Annotated in this window: 15 protein-coding genes and 1 pseudogene; 6 read left to right on the top strand and 10 right to left on the bottom strand. The window is 63.7% G+C overall.

Features of this window, described 5'->3' with window-relative positions; translation table 11 throughout:
- Positions 1-44: 44 nt before the first annotated feature.
- Complete coding sequence (gene glnK, locus F6X59_RS26735) at positions 45-383, bottom strand: P-II family nitrogen regulator (protein WP_002555808.1); 339 nt, start codon at positions 381-383, stop codon at positions 45-47.
- A 376-nt stretch (positions 384-759) separates the two neighbouring features.
- Between glnK and F6X59_RS26730 the strand changes: the two genes are divergently transcribed.
- Positions 760-1023, top strand: a complete 264-nt coding sequence (locus tag F6X59_RS26730) for an accessory factor UbiK family protein (RefSeq protein ID WP_008091866.1) — start codon at positions 760-762, stop codon at positions 1021-1023.
- Positions 1024-1061: 38 nt separating this feature from the next.
- On the opposite strand, the gene F6X59_RS26725 is transcribed toward F6X59_RS26730, so the two are convergent.
- Positions 1062-3074: a DUF4034 domain-containing protein gene (locus F6X59_RS26725; RefSeq protein WP_372240550.1), complete on the bottom strand. Its 2013-nt coding sequence runs from the start codon at positions 3072-3074 to the stop codon at positions 1062-1064.
- 254 nt (positions 3075-3328) lie between these two features.
- Between F6X59_RS26725 and F6X59_RS26720 the strand changes: the two genes are divergently transcribed.
- Positions 3329-4819 (top strand): YifB family Mg chelatase-like AAA ATPase, encoded by a 1491-nt coding sequence (locus tag F6X59_RS26720; protein WP_152959079.1) that lies wholly within the window; start codon positions 3329-3331, stop codon positions 4817-4819.
- On the opposite strand, the gene F6X59_RS26715 is transcribed toward F6X59_RS26720, so the two are convergent.
- The 3 genes from F6X59_RS26715 to F6X59_RS26705 all read right to left on the bottom strand — a co-directional run bounded on the left by F6X59_RS26715 (position 4767) and on the right by F6X59_RS26705 (position 6650).
- Positions 4767-5234 carry a DoxX family protein gene (locus tag F6X59_RS26715; protein WP_152959078.1) on the bottom strand — a complete coding sequence of 156 codons (468 nt, stop codon included), beginning with the start codon at positions 5232-5234 and terminating at the stop codon, positions 4767-4769. The genes F6X59_RS26720 and F6X59_RS26715 overlap by 53 nt on opposite strands.
- A 73-nt stretch (positions 5235-5307) precedes the next feature.
- Entirely contained in the window at positions 5308-5673 is a 366-nt protein-coding gene (locus F6X59_RS26710) for a response regulator transcription factor (RefSeq protein ID WP_152959077.1), read from the bottom strand.
- Positions 5670-6650: a response regulator gene (locus F6X59_RS26705; RefSeq protein ID WP_152959076.1), complete on the bottom strand. Its 981-nt coding sequence runs from the start codon at positions 6648-6650 to the stop codon at positions 5670-5672. The genes F6X59_RS26710 and F6X59_RS26705 overlap by 4 nt, the downstream gene beginning before the upstream one ends.
- 240 nt (positions 6651-6890) lie before the next feature.
- On the opposite strand from F6X59_RS26705, the pseudogene F6X59_RS29070 reads away from it, so the two are divergent.
- Positions 6891-8339, top strand: a pseudogene (locus F6X59_RS29070) (AAA family ATPase); the annotation flags it as partial.
- 2007 nt (positions 8340-10346) lie between these two features.
- Positions 10347-11939: an ATP-binding protein gene (locus F6X59_RS29065; RefSeq protein WP_372240554.1), complete on the top strand. Its 1593-nt coding sequence runs from the start codon at positions 10347-10349 to the stop codon at positions 11937-11939.
- A gap of 57 nt (positions 11940-11996) precedes the next feature.
- On the opposite strand, the gene ycaC (F6X59_RS26695) is transcribed toward F6X59_RS29065, so the two are convergent.
- Both ycaC (F6X59_RS26695) and F6X59_RS26690 read right to left on the bottom strand, forming a co-directional pair.
- Positions 11997-12623: an isochorismate family cysteine hydrolase YcaC gene (gene ycaC / locus F6X59_RS26695; RefSeq protein WP_152959074.1), complete on the bottom strand. Its 627-nt coding sequence runs from the start codon at positions 12621-12623 to the stop codon at positions 11997-11999.
- Between the two features lie 87 nt (positions 12624-12710).
- The gene (locus F6X59_RS26690; RefSeq protein ID WP_152959073.1) at positions 12711-13073 is read right to left on the bottom strand and encodes an AraC family transcriptional regulator; all 363 of its coding nucleotides are present in this window, start codon (positions 13071-13073) and stop codon (positions 12711-12713) included.
- Positions 13074-13226: 153 nt separating this feature from the next.
- On the opposite strand from F6X59_RS26690, the gene F6X59_RS26685 reads away from it, so the two are divergent.
- Both F6X59_RS26685 and F6X59_RS26680 read left to right on the top strand, forming a co-directional pair.
- Positions 13227-14201: a GlxA family transcriptional regulator gene (locus tag F6X59_RS26685; RefSeq protein ID WP_152959072.1), complete on the top strand. Its 975-nt coding sequence runs from the start codon at positions 13227-13229 to the stop codon at positions 14199-14201.
- Positions 14202-14325: 124 nt separating this feature from the next.
- Complete coding sequence (locus tag F6X59_RS26680; RefSeq protein ID WP_152959071.1) at positions 14326-16113, top strand: monovalent cation:proton antiporter-2 (CPA2) family protein; 1788 nt, start codon at positions 14326-14328, stop codon at positions 16111-16113.
- Between the two features lie 4 nt (positions 16114-16117).
- On the opposite strand, the gene F6X59_RS26675 is transcribed toward F6X59_RS26680, so the two are convergent.
- From F6X59_RS26675 to ycaC (F6X59_RS26665), 3 genes are all read right to left on the bottom strand, one after another.
- Positions 16118-16402 carry a HigA family addiction module antitoxin gene (locus F6X59_RS26675; RefSeq protein WP_152959070.1) on the bottom strand — a complete coding sequence of 95 codons (285 nt, stop codon included), beginning with the start codon at positions 16400-16402 and terminating at the stop codon, positions 16118-16120.
- A gap of 12 nt (positions 16403-16414) precedes the next feature.
- Positions 16415-16693, bottom strand: coding sequence for a type II toxin-antitoxin system RelE/ParE family toxin (locus F6X59_RS26670; RefSeq protein ID WP_152959069.1), 279 nt, complete (start codon positions 16691-16693; stop codon positions 16415-16417).
- A gap of 293 nt (positions 16694-16986) precedes the next feature.
- Entirely contained in the window at positions 16987-17616 is a 630-nt protein-coding gene (gene ycaC, locus F6X59_RS26665; RefSeq protein WP_152959068.1) for an isochorismate family cysteine hydrolase YcaC, read from the bottom strand.
- Between the last annotated feature and the right edge of the window lie 58 nt (positions 17617-17674).

Raw genomic sequence — 17674 nt, 5'->3', positions numbered from 1 at the left:
GTTTTCTCCTGGGGCGTTGGGTTTGGTGAGGCTTTTTTCGGCGCTTAGATCGCGTCGGTATCGGTTTCGCCGGTACGGATGCGGATCGCCTGCTCCAGATTCACCACGAAGATCTTGCCGTCACCGATCTTGCCGGTGTTGGCTGCCTTGGTGATGGCTTCGATCACTCGATCAAGGTCCTTGTCGTCGATGGCGACGTCGATCTTCACTTTGGGCAGGAAGTCGACCACGTACTCCGCGCCGCGATACAGCTCGGTGTGGCCCTTCTGCCGCCCGAAACCTTTGACTTCGGTGACGGTAATGCCCTGCACGCCGATTTCCGACAGCGACTCGCGCACGTCGTCCAGCTTGAACGGCTTGATGATGGCTGTGACTAGCTTCATGAAACTCTCTCCCGATTTGGTGGACTTGCCCCAGGAAAACAAACCCGTCTCAAGTCTAAGCGCAGCGGTTGGCTTTGTAACGCGTCGTCGGCATCCGGCTCCGCGTGCGCACTGCTTGGTCACAAGGAACTGCATCAGTGCATGGCTCGTACAGGTCTTTGCAGAAACCTTGCCAGTTCCGTTAAACCGCCGGAAAACAGCGAGTTATATGAATCAGTCGGGATTGGCCAGTCGCCAGCATGGCAAACATGCACAACTTCGGTGCAGACAGGCCGGGCGAGTTGCTCAAAAAGCGTGCAATGGCCTGAGGTCAGTGGCGCAGGTTTGCCCCGTGCTACACTGCGGGCCATTTCTCAGTATCAGTGGACAGCCGCACATGCTTGCGCCCAAAGCCCTTCTCGACGCCCTGAGCGACCAGGCCTCGCGCCTGTTCAGCAGCGATACCGCCCAGCCTCGCGCGGAACTGGAAAGCCAGTTCAAAGTGTTGATGCAAGGCGCCTTCAGCAAGCTGGACCTGGTCAGCCGCGAAGAATTCGACAGCCAGATGGTCGTGCTGGCGCGCACCCGCGCCCGCCTCGAGGCCCTGGAGAAGCAAGTCGCCGAGCTGGAAGCCCGGATGGCACCAGCCGCGCAGGAGTAACAATCGAAAGTGGGGCTGCGTTGCAGCCCCAGCTTCGATCAGGCCAAGGCCCTGTGCTGGCCGGTGGCCTTGGGCGGCAGCTCGCTGGCATGCAGGTCACCTCGGAACAACGCCGCCCCGCACACCGTGAACAACGTCTTCACCCGGCTGTGCGAATTGCGGATCTCGGCCTGTATGACCTCGATGAGCGGATCGCTCGACTGCAGCGCAACGGCACGATTGGCCCATTCGATGGCCGCGAAGCGGCTCTGTTTGCGCGTGCCGCAGCCCTGCATCCAGGCTAGCCCGAGTTCCGCACAGGCACGCGCGGCGGTCCAGGCATCGGGGTGCTCGGCCAGCCCGAGAAGGTAGCCGACCGCCTCGACACGCTCCCGCGCATCACCGTACTGGCGGAGCAGGATGCCCAACTGCAACTGAGCCTTGGCGTGGATTTTCGGATCGCCCAGTGCGTCGAGCAGCAGCCGCTTGACCGCCAGCATTGCCTTGCGGTCCTCCAGCCCGTGTGGGGGGCTCATGCGCTGGCGGGCCAGGTCGAACTTGGCCAGCAGGTGGCCAGACTCTGCCGCGCGCAGCAGCCAGTGCTCGGCAGCCTTGCCACTGAGGTAGTGCGCCGGGGTGTTGTCCAGCCAGCCACGGTGCAGATCGTACAGCGCCATGGCAGCATCCGGCAGTTTCAGCTCCGCACAGGCTTCATACAGGAAATGCGCGGCCTCATGCAGGTTGGCAGCCCAGAGCAGGCGCGGCACATCGAGCACATCGAAGCCCTGCACCTCTCGCCCGCACTGGCGCTTGACCGCCATGCGCAACCACGTGCGTGCCTGCTCGACGGATTGCCCAAAGCCCCACAGGCCGAACTGGTGCCCTGCAGCCCGCAAAGCACAGGCTGCCGCCTGTCGACGGTCGTCGCACAGCCGCTCGATGACGGTGCGCAATACCTGCGAATCGTCCTCCGCCTCGTTGAACAGCACCAGGCACACAAGGCTCTGGAATGGCTCGCCAATGTCCGGAACGAAGCCGTGGTCTGGGTAGAGCGCGACGCTGTCGGCAAAGTCGCGCATCGCACCGGCATAATCACCCATCGAATAGCGCCGCAGCGCGCCACGCCAGGCCAGCAGCGTAGCGCGCTCCTTTGGCCTGAGCTCGCGCTGTGCCCATTGGGCAAAGGTTCTGTGCCAGGTCGCGAGCTGAGGCAGTTGCTTGGCATGCGGCAGCCAGAATGTCTCTTGCAGGGCCAGCCAACGGATCGCGTTGCGCTGTGCTTCAGGCCAACCGTGGCACAGCGGCCCGCTGGCCAGTGCATCGATCGCCACATTGCTGCCCCCCCAACGTGGGGTCAGGTAACTGGCATAGGCCTCGATCGCCTCGAAACAGCCCGGAAACCACGCCAACGCATGGCGCAGCCAGTAGTCCCGAGCGCTCTCGCCCTGCTTATGCAAACGTGCGCGCAAACTTGCAGGCAATGCCTGTGGCAGCTCCAGCAACGGAGTCAGGCCACATTTGACCAACAATGGCGCAGCGGCCTCCTGCACCTCCACATCGGCATGCGCGCTGGGCCGATAACGCGCCACTTGGCCTTCGAACAGTTCGACCAACCAGCCAGGCTCACGCAAATGCGAGCCGATCCGCAGCATGCCAATGGCTGCCGCAACAGGCTGCGCACCAAGTTCCATGGCCCGCAGGAAATGCGCCGCGCCCTTTTCACAGGCCTGCTCGGCAGCCAGCCAGCGTTCCTCGGGCATATCATGGGAGTCAGCCTGCCCACCGATCTGGCAGGCATGGTTGAAGCAGTGAAAGCCCATCACCACATGCGGGTGATATGCCTTGGGGCAGGCGTCGATCCAGGCCTTGAGGGTTTGCGTCAGGGCTTTGCCGCCCTGCATGTCCCAATCCAGCATGTAGCCTTGCACGGCCTCCAGGTAGCCGGGGCACTCACCGGCGGGCGCCTGGCGCCACTGCGCCTCCAGCGCATCGAACAAGCGGTTGAGTTCAACGTATTCATTGGCTTGCACCCGTTCTCGGATCTGCTGGCGGGTGCGATTGAGCGTTTGCACGGGCAGTACCTTAAGTCCATTTTCAGGGTCGCGTTGCCTTCCAATGGCAACAGCAGTGGCTCTTTAACACTAAGCCATAGCCGGGCTCTTCGCAAAGAATTGGATCCAGTATTTGTCAGAGGGTGTCGAAAGGCAGGGGAAAAACCTGCCTTGCAAGATAAAGTCGCATTTTTCTTGCGCTTGGCTTGCTGAAACTCACTAGGCTTTGACAACCCGCAGGAAGCGGCTCTATATCCAGCGACAACGGAGCGTCCATGTCCCTCGCCCTCGTCCACAGCCGCGCCCAGGTTGGCGTGCAGGCCCCGGCAGTCAGCGTCGAAACGCACCTGGCCAACGGCCTGCCCCACCTCACCTTGGTCGGCCTGCCAGAAACCACGGTCAAGGAGAGCAAGGACCGTGTGCGCAGTGCCATCGTCAATTCCGGGCTGAATTACCCGCAGCGGCGCATCACCCAGAACCTCGCACCGGCCGACCTGCCCAAGGACGGCGGGCGTTATGACCTGGCCATCGCCCTGGGCATCCTCGCCGCCGATGGCCAGGTGCCTTTGCCTGCCCTGGCCGAGATGGAATGCCTGGGCGAACTGGCCCTGTCGGGCAAGTTGCGCCCTGTGCAGGGCGTGTTGCCGGCGGCGCTGGCAGCGCGAGAGGCCGGCAGGGCACTGGTGGTGCCGCGGGAGAATGCCGAAGAAGCCAGCCTGGCGGGCGGGCTGGTGGTGTATGCCGTGGGGCACCTGCTGGAGTTGGTAGCGCATCTCAACGGGCAGGTGCCAATAGCCCCGTTTGCTGCCAATGGCCTGGTGCTGAAGCAACAGCCTTATCCGGACCTCAGCGAGGTACAAGGCCAGGTCGCGGCCAAGCGGGCATTGTTGTTGGCCGCAGCCGGGGCCCATAACCTGCTGTTCACCGGGCCACCCGGCACGGGCAAGACACTACTCGCCAGCCGCCTCCCCGGCCTGCTGCCGCCGCTGGATGAGCACGAGGCGCTTGAGGTGGCGGCGATCCAGTCGGTCAGTGGCCACACGCCGCTGAGCAGCTGGCCACAGCGACCGTTTCGCCACCCGCACCATTCGGCCTCGGGGCCGGCGCTGGTAGGCGGCAGCAGCCGGCCGCAGCCAGGCGAAATCACCTTGGCGCACCATGGCGTGCTGTTTCTCGACGAGCTGCCAGAGTTTGAAAGGCGCGTGCTGGAGGTGCTGCGCGAGCCGCTGGAATCGGGCGAGATCGTGATTGCTCGGGCGCGCGACAAGGTACGTTTCCCGGCGCGCTTCCAGCTGGTGGCGGCGATGAACCCCTGCCCTTGCGGGTATCTGGGCGACCCCACTGGCCGCTGCCGCTGCAGTACCGAGCAGATCGCACGGTATCGCAACAAGCTGTCAGGCCCGCTGCTGGACCGCATCGACTTGCACCTGACCGTGGCCCGCGAAACCACCACGCTGAACAACCAGCCCAGTGGGGAGACCAGTGCCGATGTGGCTGCCAAGGTGGCCGAGGCTCGTGAGGTGCAGCAGCGGCGGCAGGGCTGTGCCAATGCGTTTCTGGGCCTGGAGGGGTTGCGGCGCCATTGTCAGCTTGAAACGGCGGACCAGGCTTGGCTGGAGAGTGCCTGTGAACGACTGACGCTTTCTTTGCGAGCTGCGCATCGGTTGTTGAAGGTTGCACGCACATTGGCAGATCTGGAAGGCAGCCAGGCGATCAGCCGAGGGCATCTGGCCGAGGCCTTACAGTACCGGCCGGGGAGCAGTTAGATCGACCAATCAACCCAGAGACCGAATACAGCCCAGGCCCGGTCAATGCCAGCCCTCCATAAAGCGCCACCAGCAACCAGGCAAACTGCCCCTGCTCCAGCGACCAGTCCGGGTGCACCACCACCAGCGCCACCAGCAACACCGCCAGCACCGGCAGGCAGGCCAGCCGCGCCACCACGCCCAGCACCAGCAACACCGGGCAAACCACCTCGGCAAACACCGCCAGGCCCAGGGTCAGCGGCGCTCCCAGGCCGAAAGGATCTTCGATGCGCTGCAACTCCCCGCTCCAGTCCAGCAGCTTGGGCAAGCCGTGGATGGTAAACAGCAGCACGGCAGCCATCACCCGCATGAACAGCAGGCCGCTGGCAATCAGGGCTGGCGATTGGGGCTCGGCAAAGGTCTTGAGGCGTGGCATGGAGAAGGTCTCGCGATTCGATCAACCCAGCGAGCATCACCCGACTGCACAGCAATTGATTGTTCAGGTGTGCTCATTCACTTGCCAACGCCTCTTCGACCACCTTGAGCAGTACCTCTTCGGAAAACGGCTTGGCCAGACAACCCCGCGCACCATTGCGCAGCGCCGCCTGCAGCGTACCTTCGTCCCAGTGCGCCGACATGCAGATCACCGGCAAGCGCCAACCCCGCTGCGCCAGCTCACGCTGCACGTCCAGCCCATTCATCCCCGGCATTTTCAGATCAAGCAGCACGCACCCTGCCTCACGTGCCAGTTCCGAGGCCAGAAACACCTCCCCCGTGGCGAACGCCAAGCACTCGAACCCCGCTGAACGCAGCAGGTTACCCAGGCTCTTGCGCACCGAAGCATCGTCATCGACGATGCACACCGCTCTGCTCATGCGCCAGACCGAGCCTCGATGACGTTGTGCATGGCCACCAGCTCCAGCAGCGAGCGGGATTGCATCTTGTTCATGATGTTCTTCTTGTGCACCTTGGTGGTCACCTCACTGGTGCCAATCTCCTTGGCGATCTGCTTGTGCGACAAGCCGCCAACCACCAGCGAGAACACCTGGCGCTCGCGCTGGGTCAGGTGCTGGTACTTTTCCTCGACCTGTCGCGCATGCTGCCATTTGCGCCCCTCGGTCACGGCGCGTGCGCGTACCGCTTCAAGCAGCACCAGCAACTGGTCTTCGTCGAAGGGCTTGGTCAGAAACTCGACGGCCCCGGCGCGCATGGCCTGGACCGTCATGGGGATGGTGCCGAAGCCGGTCATGAACACGATCGGCCAGGGCAGCGCCAGCCGGCGCAGCGTAGCTTGAACCTCAAGGCCGGTGGTTTCGGCCAGATGCATGTCCAGCAGCAGGCAGGCGCAGGGGCTTTCCAGGCGAGCGTCGAACAGCTCCTCGGCGCTGGCGAACAACCGGTGTGGAATGTCCTGCGAACGCAGCAGGCAGCCCAGCGCCTTGCGCACCGAAGGGTCGTCATCAACTACCAGCACCGGCACGTTCGCAGCGTCGTTGAACGGCTCGGTGACTTCGGCCCCTGCGCACAACGGTGACTGGCCCAGTGCCAGGCAAGGTGCGTCGAAGCTGACTTGCGCAGCCAGGCGGTAACCCCGGCGCGGCACGGTCTGGATCAGCCCGCGGTCGCCGAAGGCCTTGCGCAGCAGCGACACCTGCACCTGCAGGTTATTGTCCTCGACCACCGTGCCGGCCCACACCTGGCTGAACAGCTCATCCTTGCCGACCACCCGGCCCTTGGCCTTGATCAGCGTGGCCAGCACCTCGAATGCACGCCCGCCCAACGGGATCGGCTTGCCATCGAGAAAGGCTTCTCGCCGCTCCAGCGACACCTGGGCATTGCCTATTCGGATCATGGATTCCTCTCGCGGGCGTGGGCGTTTGCGCAGCCTCGGGCAGCCTAGGCGAGCGTACGCATTCAGACAATTATCCCGAGGGATAGGTTGGCCTCTGCACTATACAAGCGCCCTCCAGCCGCCAGGTATTGATAACGGACAACAGCGTGCCCGTTTCTGCCAAGCCGGCTGCAGGCAGCATTCTTGACGGGGCCGCTGCGTATACTCGGGCTTCAGGATGTCGCTAGCAGGGGGTGCTTTATGCTCGATGAACGCCTCGCAAACAGGCCCATCGACTTCGACCAGTCGATCGACGACGACTGGCTGAATCGCTGCGATATCACGCAGCTGGGCCAGGAAGGTGAGCTCAGTTACTTCCGCCTGTACGACCCCACCACCCACCAGGCCTGGATCGCCGTGCGTGCCCCACTTGCGGCCCCCGCGGCCTGCCAGCGACTGGAGCGTGACTACCGTCTGCAGCTGGACCCGCAATGGGCGGTCATCCCCTCAGCATTCGTCCGCTGCGCCGAAGGCCCGCTGCTGGTGTACCCGGCAGGCCGCTCCATTGCCGACCTGATCAGCCAGGGCCCGGTCGACCTGGCAGCCTTTCTCGACATCGCGGCAAACGCCGCCAACGCTCTGGCTCAAGCCCACGAGCGCAATGTGCTGCACGGTGCGTTGCAGCCCGAGCACGTGTGTCTCCAGCCGAACCAACGGGTGCGGCTGGGCTGTTTTCGTGCCGACAAACCAGAGCTGATCAGCGAACAAGGCAACGCGCTCGGCAACTGGGCCTACCTGGCACCGGAGCAGATCTGCCCCCATGGCAGCAGCAGTGACCGGCGCAGCGACATCTATGCCTTGGGCGCGATCCTCTACCAGTTGCTGCTGGGCGAGCTGCCGCTCGCCGGTCGCGATACCCAGCACTGGCGCCAGCTGCATGCCGGTGTTCAGCCTCGCACGGCCTGCGAGGTCGACAGCCAGGTACCGCAGCCACTGAGCAGGATCCTGGCCAAGGCCCTGGCCAAGGAGCCCGACGCCCGCTACCAGAGCGCTCGGGCCCTGGCCGTGGACCTGGCCCATTGCCAACGGCAGTGGGCCGCCAGCAAGACCATCGCCCCCTTCGAGCCCGGCTGTGCCGACCCGGTTTCGCCCAGCCGCGAGCGCCTGTATGGCCGTAGTACCGAACAGAAGCTCATCGCCTTGATGCTCAATGCCCTGCGTCGTAACAGCAAGCCTCAGCTGCTGTGCATCAACGGCGCGGCTGGCATGGGCAAGTCCAGCCTGGTCGGGGCCGCACTCAAAGCCCATGCCGATGGCTACTGGGCTGTAGGCAAGTGCAACAGCCCGGAACAGGCTGTGCCCTATGCCCCCTGGGTCGAGATCCTCGGTTCGCTGACCACCCAGCTACTGGCCAAGAACAGCCAGGACCTCGACACCCTGCGCAGCGAGATCCTGTGGCGCATCAAAGGCCACGGTCGGTTGCTTGGCAAACTGGCACCGGACCTGCAACTGATCCTCGGCCCCCTGCCCGACCTGCCGGAAAAGCCCACGCGCCTGGCACTGCAGAAAGAACAGCGGGCCATCGTCGAATTCCTCCAGGTGTTCAGCCACCCCGGCCACCCGCTGGTGCTGTGTTTCGATGGCCTGCAGTGGGCTGACAATGGCACCCGGCAGCTGCTGGCACAGCTGCTCGCCCAGGCGCCCGACAACTTGCTGCTGATCTTCACCCGGCGCAACGATACGCAAACCGCCGGTACGCCACTTGCCACGCCCGCAACGCTGCGCAACATCACGCTGAACCTGCGCCCACTGACCGTCGGCGCAGTCACCGAGCTGATTGGCGAACGCTACCACGTCAGCCCCGACGAGGCACTGCAAGTTGCCGAACTGGTGCACGCCAAGACCGCAGGCAACCCGTTCTTCATCAACCAGATTCTCCGGGCCATGGTCGAGGACCAGCTGTTCACCTTCGATACCCAGGCCATGCGCTGGTCGTGGTGCCTGCAAGCCGTGGCCCGGCAACGTTACGCCGACAACGTCGCCGATCTGATGATCCACCGCCTGGCACGCTTGCCGGCGCCCCAGCGCGATGTGCTGCGGATCGCCAGCGCGGCAGGCAACCGCTGCGATGAACGCCTGCTGCACCTGCTGCTCGCGCCGCTGCCGGGCAAACCGCTGAAGGCCCTGGTTGACGCGGGCTTCCTGCTGCCGGGCCAGAAAGGCCTGGGCTTCGCCCATGACCGCGTGATGGAAGCCGCCTACCAACTCACCCCTGCACTTGATCGCGCCCAGCTGCATGCAAGCATTGCCCAGGCCATGCTCCAGGTTTGGCACAACGACTTGCAGGAGGTGGTGTTCGAGGTCGCCAATCAGCTGCAACGCGCCAGCCCACGCGGGTTTGCTGCGGATGAGCGCGATACCTTCCTGCAGCTTTTGCGTGATGCGGCGCTGCGCTCGCGTGACAGTGGCGCCTGTGAACAATCGGCGGCCTATCTACAGGCGTGCGAGCAGTTGCTGCGCCAGGGTGCCACGCCGCAAAGCCACGCCACCCATGCCTTTGCCATTGCCTACATGGCTGCGGAGTGCGACCTGCAGCTGTCGCGCATAACCGCAGCCGAGGGGTGGCTCATGGAATGCCGCCAGCGCACGCGCTCGACGCTGGAGCAGGCACGGGTATGCCGGCTGCAGGCACGCCTGCACACCTTGCGCGGCGATTGCCAGGCCGCCATCACCACTGCCGTTGCCGGCCTCGAACTGCTGGGGATCAGCCTGACTTGCAGTGTCGACCCGCAGCAGGTGGAAGCCAGCCATGCGCGTGTCCAGGCCCTGATCGAACACAAGGGCCGTCATTGCCTGGCATCGCTGCCGCGCAGCGACTCGGAGGACGTGGTGGTTGCCATCGGCCTGCTGGCCACCCTGTCGTCATCGTTTTCCGTGCAGGACGACATCTGCTTCCTGCACCTGGCCAAGCTCATGGAGCTGTCGCTGTTGCACGGTGTCGCCCCGGGCAGCACTTACGGCATGGCCTGGTACGGGGTGATGGTCGCCGAGCGTTTCGGCACCTACCACGATGGCCACGCCTGCTGCCTGGCTGCGCTCAAGCTGATCGAGCGACACGGCTTCGACGCCGACCTGACCAGCGCGCTACTGGCCCTGGACCAGGTCAGCGCCTGGACCTCACCGATGGAGTTCGCCCGCCGCACGGCGCTGGAGGCGCTCGAATCGACGCGTTTGAGCGGCGACCTGGCCATGGCCTGCTACGCCTGCAGCCACCTGGTGTCCGACTCCCTGTTCATGGGCCGCTATCTGCCGGAAGTCGCCGAAGAAGTGCTACAGGGGCTGGCCACCGTGCGCGGTTTCGGCCACCGCGATATCGAACAGATCCTGCACGCCCAGCAGGGGTTCGTCGCCAGCCTGAGCGCAATGCCCGGTACGGCCTCGCCCACGCACGTGAACTCACCCACCGCGCTGTTCTTCCAGCACCTGTTCAACGGCATGTCAGCCTTCTACCTGGGCAATATCCCGCAAGCCATGCACAGCCTGAGCGCAGCGGGCGACAGCGCCTGGGCGGCACCTGCACACATCAACCTGGCGGACTATCACCTGTTCCGAGGCCTGGCCCTGGGCAGCCCGGAAGCCCCCGGCAGCCTTGACCACAAGCTGGCCGAACTGCAGGCCCTGCGCGAGCGGTTCGGCCGCTGGGCCAGCTTCAACCCGGTGACCTTCCGCAACAAGCTGCTGCTGATCGAAGGCGTGATCGCCAAGCTCGAAGGCGACGGCCTGGCGGCCATCCGCTGCTTCGACCAGGCGCAGATCGCCGCGACCGCCGCCGGTTTCATCCACGAACAGGCGCTGGCCCATGAACAACTGGCCGAGGTCTGCATCCCCAGCGGGTTGATCTCCGGCGCCAACCTGCACCTGCGTATTGCCCGCGACTGCTTCCATATCTGGGGCGCGACCGGCAAGGTGCACCAACTGGAGACCTTACACCCGTTCCTGCGCACGCAACCCGTCCAGGAGACCTACCGCACCACCCAGCAGGCCAAGCTGGACCTTGAGGCCGGCATCGAGGCGGCGCGCGCATTGTCCGAGGAAGTGCTGCTCGAAGGCCTGATCGAAACGCTGATGGGTCACCTCACCCAGCACTCCGGCGCCGATCACGGTGCACTGCTGATCGTCAGTGGCGCCGAGTTCCAGATGGCCGCCCTCGCCTACATCGACAATGCCGGGCTGCACGTGAGCATGGACAACTGTCAGAAGTTCATGACCCAGGCGCCGTTGTCGATCATCAACGCCACCATGCGCACCAAGAAGCCGCTGCTGCTCAATGACGCCCAGAGCGATTGCCCCGAGGCCTTCCGCCAGGAACTGCACGCGCGTAACGCCCGTTCGGTGTTGTGCCTGCCGCTGGTGATCCAGGGTGTGCTGATCGGCCTGGTGTACCTGGAAAACCGCCTGGTGCCGAACCTGTTCGGCAGCCAGCGCCTGGCCATGCTGGAGATCCTCGCCTCGCAGGCGGCAGTATCGCTGCAAACGGCCAAGTTCTATACGCGCCTGGCCGAGGACAACCAGGCCCGTGCGCACATGGAAGACCAACTGCGCCGATCACGCGCCGAACTTGCACGCAGCGCCCACCTGCAGGTGATGAACGAGCTGTCGGCATCCATTGCCCACGAGATCAGCCAGCCGCTGCTGGGGATTGCCTCCAACGCCGCGGCCAGCCTGCGCTGGCTCAAGCGCCCCGAGCCCAACCTGGAAGAGGCGATTGCCGGCCTGGAAGACATCCGCAACGACAGCGAACGCGCTGCCAACATCGTCCGCGCACTGCGCACGTTGGCCAAGCAGTCGCCGATGCAGCTCAAGCCGGTAAAGGTCGACGAGCTGATTCGCGAGGTGCTGCGCCTGACCTCGGCCGATGCCGCCAAATACGGGGTCGACGTACAGATGCGCCTGCAGGCGGGGGTGAGCGTGATGGCCGACCCCGTGCAATTGCAGCAACTGGTGTTCAACCTGATCACCAATGCACTGGAGGCGCTGGCGGGGTATCGCAGCGATGGGGTGCTGCAGATTGCATCTGTCGTTGGCGGGGATGGGGTCGAGATCTGCGTCGATGACAACGGGCCCGGCATTGCGGAAGATGAGCGGGCACGGGTGTTTGACGCATTCCATACCACCAAGGACGCGGGGCTGGGGATGGGGTTGGCGATCTGCAGCTCGGTGGTGCAGGCCCATGGCGGGCAGTTGCAGGCGTTGGTGTCTGAGTTCGGCGGGTGCCGGATTCGTTTCACTTTGCCGGTGAATAACGTTTAGCCTGTTCCGGCCTCTTCGCGGGTGAACCCGCTCCCACAGGGCCGGAACAGGTTTACATCAACGAGCGCTCAACGCCGCATAGCTGTTCATCAGGTTGCGGTAGTTGGGGATCCGCTGCGACAGCAGGTTACCCAGCCCTTCGATGTCGTTGCGCCAGTCGCGGTGCAGCTCACAGGCCACCGAGAACCAGTTCATCATCTGTGCACCCGCCTGGGTCATGCGCACCCACGCCGCCTGCTGCACGGTCTCGTTGAAGGTGCCCGAGGCATCGGTCACCACGAACACTTCAAAGCCTTCAGCCAGCGCCGACAGGGTCGGGAACGCCACGCACACGTCGGTTACCACGCCAGCGATGATCAGTTGCTTGCGGCCAGTGGCCTTGATCGCCTTGACGAAGTCTTCGTTGTCCCAGGCGTTGATCTGGCCTGGACGAGCGATGTACGGCGCTTCCGGGAACATCTCTTTCAGCTCCGGCACCAACGGGCCGTTGGGGCCTTGCTCGAAGCTGGTGGTGAGAATGGTCGGCAGGCCGAAGAACTTGGCCAGGTCGCCCAGGGCCAGCACGTTGTTCTTGAATTCGTTGGGCGAGAAGTCCTGCACCAGCGAAATCAGGCCAGTCTGGTGGTCGACCAGCAGTACCACGGCGTCGTCCTTGTTCAGGCGCTTGTAATCAGGTTGGCTCATGGGGGTGACTCCTTGGGTGGGTAAAACGGGCCAGGACTTACCTAAAGGGCTTTATCCCGAAGGCTTATACCGGCGGATAGATCCGGCTTAAGAAAATGCCTGCGCCTGGCGCCAGGCCTTGGGTGGCTGGCCGACCAGGCGGCTGAAGGCACGGGTGAAATGGGCCTGGTCGCAGAAGCCGCATTCCAGGCTGACGTGGGTGATCGGTGCCTCGGTGACGAGCAGGCGCTTGGCCTTTTCCATGCGCGCCAGCAGGCGCCAGGCCTGGGGCGATAGGCCGGTGTTGACCTTGAAGGCACGGGAGAAGTGGCTGCGGGTGAGGTTGCACACAGCGGCGATCTCGATGATCGACAGCGAACTGCGCAGCATCAGTTCCTTGGCCTGGCGCAACCGCGCGGGCGTCAGTGCGCCGGGGGTTGGCAGAAGCTCTTCGGGCGTCCCAGGGTGCATGGCGACTCTCCTGTTCAATGGAGAAAGTCTCGCCGCCGGTACATGACAAAGTCCTGAGCCAAACCTGAATTGTTGTTAATTGTGCACTGCTGGCCCTGGCCCTATGGCCGATACCTTAAGATCCGATTCGGATTCAGCTTCAGGCAAAGGTTTATGCAGGAAAATCATGCTTACCGCACCGTGGCCATGGTGCTGTTCAACGATGTGCTGTTGCTGGACGTGACCGGGCCGATGGACGCCTTTGCCATCGCCAACCGGTTCCTGCCTGAACACAAACGCTATCGCCTGGTGACCGTGGCCGAAGGCCAAGCGCCGGTGCGCGGCTCGTGCGGCCTGAGGGTGCTGGCAGACCAGCGCCTGGAAGACCTGCCGGCCAATGTCGACCTGCTGCTGGTGCCCGGTGGGCCGGGCGCCTACGACGTCGCCCTGCCAGCGATCGAGCGCTGGCTGCCACAGGCCGTGCAAGGGGCCCGGCGCTTCGGCGCGATCTGCACCGGGGTGTTCCTGCTCGGGCGCGCCGGGTTGCTCGGTGGTTATCGCTGCACCACCCACTGGAACTACGTGCAGCGCCTGGCGCGTGCGTTTCCCGAGGCCAAGGTCGAGACCGAGCAGATCTATGTGATCGACCGCTGCCTGATCACCTCCGGTGGCATCACCGCGGGGATCGACCTGGCGCTGGCGGTGGTAGCCGAGGACCACGGCAAGGCGCTGGCGCTGGAGGTGGCCAAGGTGCTGCTGGTCGCCCGCCATCGCCAGGGCGGGCAGACACCTTACGGGCCGCTGCTGGCGGCGGTGCCACGCGATGACTCGCCGATTGCCCGGGTGCAGGCGTACATCGTCGACCATATCGACCAGGCCTTTACCGTGCAGAAGATGGCCGAGCTGGTGGCCATGAGCGGGCGCAACTTTGCCCGGACCTTTCAGCGCGAGGTCGGAGTCACGCCGTTGCAGTACCTGCAGAACGCGCGGATCGACCAGGCGCGCAAGCTGCTCGAATGCGGCGACCTGCCGTTGAAGGTGGTCGCGGCGCGCTGCGGGTTTGGCAGTGACCGGCATATGCGCAAGGTGTTCTGCGAGCGGATCGGCATGACACCGGCGCAGTATCGGGCGCAGTTTGGCGGGGGCTGAGGTTGTCAATTCGCACGGGACAATGTTTCCAACCGGCAGCAGATTGTCTTAGCCATGACCAACCTCCAGAATTGTCCGCCAAACTGTTCAAACGCTGCCCCGGCAGCTCATGGAGTACGAGCCAATGCCACACGAAGGCAGCCTTCTGCAAACCGCGGTGATCTTCCTGCTCGCCGCGGTCGTCGCCGTCCCCCTGGCCAAGCGCCTGCAACTGGGGGCCGTGATCGGTTACCTGCTCGCGGGCGTTGCCATCGGCCCGCAGGCCCTGGGCCTGATCCGCGATACCGAAAGCGTCGCACACATTTCCGAACTGGGCGTGGTCCTGCTGCTGTTCATCATCGGCCTTGAGCTGTCGCCCAAGCGCCTGTGGCTGATGCGCAAGTCGGTGTTCGGCGTCGGTACCGCCCAAGTGCTGCTGACCGGTGCTGTGATCGGCGCCATCGCCCTGTTCGGCTTCGGCCAGTCGCTGCCGGCGGCCATCGTGCTCGGCCTGGGCCTGGCGCTGTCGTCCACCGCGCTCGGCCTGCAAAGCCTGGCCGAAACCAAGCAGCTCAATGCACCACATGGCCGTCTGGCGTTTGCCATTCTGCTGTTCCAGGACATCGCCGCGATCCCGCTGATCGCCCTGGTCCCGTTGCTGGCCGCCAGCGGCCCGGACACCAGCCACGGCGACAGCCTGCAACATGGCCTGAAGGTATTCGCCAGCATCGCCGTGGTCATCATCGGCGGCCGCTACCTGCTGCGCCCGGTGTTCCGCACCGTGGCCCGCACCGGCCTGCCGGAAGTGTCTACTGCCACCGCGCTGCTGGTGGTGATCGGCACCGCCTGGCTGATGGAAGAGGCCGGCATTTCCATGGCCCTGGGCGCCTTCCTCGCCGGCCTGTTGCTGGCCGACTCGGAGTACCGTCACGAGCTTGAGTCGCAAATCGAGCCGTTCAAGGGCTTGCTGCTGGGGCTGTTCTTCATCAGTGTCGGCATGGGCGCCAACCTGAGCCTGCTGCTGGAAATGCCGTTGGTGCTGCTGGGCCTGACCCTGCTGCTGGTGGCGGTGAAGCTGGTGCTGCTGATCGGTGTCGGCCGCCTGGCCGGTGGTTTGAACAGCGCCAGCGCGCTGCGCCTGGGTATGGTGCTGGCTGCCGGTGGCGAATTCGCCTTCGTGGTGTTCAAGCTGGGCAAGGACCAGGGCCTGTTCGACACCCAGACCTACGACCTGCTGCTGATGACCATCACCCTGTCGATGGCCATCACCCCGCTGCTGATGCTCGGCTGCGCCCGCGCCCTCAAACGCCCGCAACCGGCGCGTGAAGTACCGGAGCAGTACAAGACCATCGACGCTGGCACGCCGCGGGTGGTGATCGTCGGCATGGGCCGCATGGGCCAGATCGTCGCGCGCATCCTGCGGGCGCAGAAGATCCCGTTCATTGCCCTGGAAACCTCGGTGGATACCATCGAAATGACGCGCATGTTCGAACAGGTGCCGGTGTTCTACGGTGACCCCCTGCGCCCTGAAGTGTTGCATGCGGCCAAGGTCGGTGAGGCGGAGTACTTCATCATCACCATCGATGACCCTGAAGCTGCCATTCACACCGCAGAACGGGTGAAACGTATGTACCCGCACCTGAAAGTGCTGGCCCGGGCGCGCAACCGCCAGCATGTGCACAAGCTGGCGGATGTAGGCGCAGAGCCGATTCGCGAGACGTTCTACTCAAGCCTCGAGATGACCCGCCGGGCGCTGGTCGGGTTGGGCTTGAGCGACGAACAGGCGGCAGACCGGATCGAGCGGTTTGCCCAACATGACGAGGAAGTGCTGGAGGCCCAGGGGCTGGTGCGCGATGACCGGGCCAAGGTGATGCAGACGGCCAAGGAGGCGCGGGTGGAGTTGGCGCGGTTGTTTGATTCGGATGCGGATTGAGTAGTCAGGCAATCACCAGCCGCGCTATCTGTGGATGCTCACGGTGCGCGGCTTGCCATAAATCGTAAGCTGCCTGTTCAGCAAGATACTGCCGGGCAGGACCAAGACCCGCCAGCTCAAGTCGATACGCAAGATCGGCTGAAATGGCGGCGCGCCCATTGAGCACTGTGGATAACTGCCCTCGCGAATAGCCAAGGTGGCGGGCCAACTCAGTGACATTCATGCCAATTGCAGGCAGCACGTCTTCTCGCAAGGATTCCCCAGGATGGGGAGGATCGAACATAGGCATGGATGAATCCTCCTAGTGGTAATCGAGATAATCGACAAGCTCCACATCAGTACCAATGAAGCGGAACACCAGACGCCAGTTACCCGAGACATTCACTGCCCAAAAGCTGTCCAGCTTTCCATGCAGAGGATGAAGGCGGTTACCTGGACGGTTCATGTCTGCAGGCGTTTGTGCGACCTCAAGGGAAGCAAGCAAGCGACGCAAGCGATTGACATGATCTGCACGTACCCCAGACGAGTCACGCTGTTGATGGAGCAGACGCAGGCCTTTGTGCCTGAAACTCCTGATCATTGGTGATTGAGTGTAAGGTCATGCCTTACACTTTTCAAGCGGGCATTGGCGCGGCTCATGGGGACACTCCTGAAAGATTTCCGGGCTATCCAGTCTGCTCTTGACCTTCCCACTTAGCGCCGTGATGCCATCCGCTTCTCTATGTAAGAGATTTCCCAAAAAGGATGTAGCCGGAGCCAAATCATCCTCACAGCCGCTTGCGCAGGGGCTGTGCTGATGCGGGCTGTCAGTACCCAAAAAGAAAAGGCCGGCCCCACGTTGGGGCCGGCCTTTTCTGTTTGAACTGGTCGCTGTTACTTAACAGCAGTCAGCGCGTTATAGCTGGTCATGAGATTGCGGTAATCCGGAATATGGTTGGAACACAACGCTGCCAGCCCTTCAATATCGTTGCGCCAGTCACGGTGCAACTCACAGGCCACGCCGAACCAGGTCATCAGCTGGGCACCGGCCCGGCTCATGCGGTCGTGTGCAGCATCACGGGTCATTTCATTGAAGGTCCCGGAAGCATCGGTCACCACGAACACGTCAAACTCTTCTTCCAGAGCAGCCAGCGCCGGGAACGCTACGCACACTTCAGTCACCACGCCGGCAATAATCAGCTGCTTCTTGCCAGTCGCCTTCACCGCCTTGACGAAGTCTTCGTTGTCCCAGGCGTTGATCTGACCTGGGCGGGCGATGTACGGGGCATCCGGGAACAGTGCTTTCAGCTCAGGCACCAGCGGGCCGTTGGGGCCTTGCTCGAAGCTGGTGGTGAGGATGGTCGGCAAGTTGAAGAACTTGGCAAGGTCCGCCAGGGCCAGCACGTTGTTCTTGAACTTGTCCGGCTCGATATCGCGCACCAGAGACAGCAGGCCAGCCTGGTGGTCAACCAGCAGTACGGCGGCGTCGTCTTTGTTCAGGCGGTTGTAGGTGAATTTGCTCATGGTCTGTGCTCCTAAGGTTTATGAATTTTTCAGCAATCTGGGGTGTTTCGCGTTGATG

Source organism: Pseudomonas sp. MN1F, assembly GCF_009391885.1.
GTDB lineage: Bacteria > Pseudomonadota > Gammaproteobacteria > Pseudomonadales > Pseudomonadaceae > Aquipseudomonas.
This window is presented reverse-complemented; position numbering and strand designations above follow the sequence as displayed.

Excerpts from the sequence above, each read along its gene's own strand:
- glnK (WP_002555808.1), bottom strand. The coding sequence starts at position 383 with ATGAAGCTAGTCACAGCCATCATCAAGCCGTTCAAGCTGGACGACGTG.
- F6X59_RS26730 (WP_008091866.1), top strand. The coding sequence starts at position 760 with ATGCTTGCGCCCAAAGCCCTTCTCGACGCCCTGAGCGACCAGGCCTCG.
- F6X59_RS26720 (WP_152959079.1), top strand. The coding sequence starts at position 3,329 with ATGTCCCTCGCCCTCGTCCACAGCCGCGCCCAGGTTGGCGTGCAGGCC.
- F6X59_RS26715 (WP_152959078.1), bottom strand. The coding sequence starts at position 5,234 with ATGCCACGCCTCAAGACCTTTGCCGAGCCCCAATCGCCAGCCCTGATT.
- F6X59_RS26710 (WP_152959077.1), bottom strand. The coding sequence starts at position 5,673 with ATGAGCAGAGCGGTGTGCATCGTCGATGACGATGCTTCGGTGCGCAAG.
- F6X59_RS26705 (WP_152959076.1), bottom strand. The coding sequence starts at position 6,650 with ATGATCCGAATAGGCAATGCCCAGGTGTCGCTGGAGCGGCGAGAAGCC.
- ycaC (WP_152959074.1), bottom strand. The coding sequence starts at position 12,623 with ATGAGCCAACCTGATTACAAGCGCCTGAACAAGGACGACGCCGTGGTA.
- F6X59_RS26690 (WP_152959073.1), bottom strand. The coding sequence starts at position 13,073 with ATGCACCCTGGGACGCCCGAAGAGCTTCTGCCAACCCCCGGCGCACTG.
- F6X59_RS26685 (WP_152959072.1), top strand. The coding sequence starts at position 13,227 with ATGCAGGAAAATCATGCTTACCGCACCGTGGCCATGGTGCTGTTCAAC.
- F6X59_RS26680 (WP_152959071.1), top strand. The coding sequence starts at position 14,326 with ATGCCACACGAAGGCAGCCTTCTGCAAACCGCGGTGATCTTCCTGCTC.
- F6X59_RS26675 (WP_152959070.1), bottom strand. The coding sequence starts at position 16,402 with ATGCCTATGTTCGATCCTCCCCATCCTGGGGAATCCTTGCGAGAAGAC.
- F6X59_RS26670 (WP_152959069.1), bottom strand. The coding sequence starts at position 16,693 with ATGATCAGGAGTTTCAGGCACAAAGGCCTGCGTCTGCTCCATCAACAG.
- ycaC (WP_152959068.1), bottom strand. The coding sequence starts at position 17,616 with ATGAGCAAATTCACCTACAACCGCCTGAACAAAGACGACGCCGCCGTA.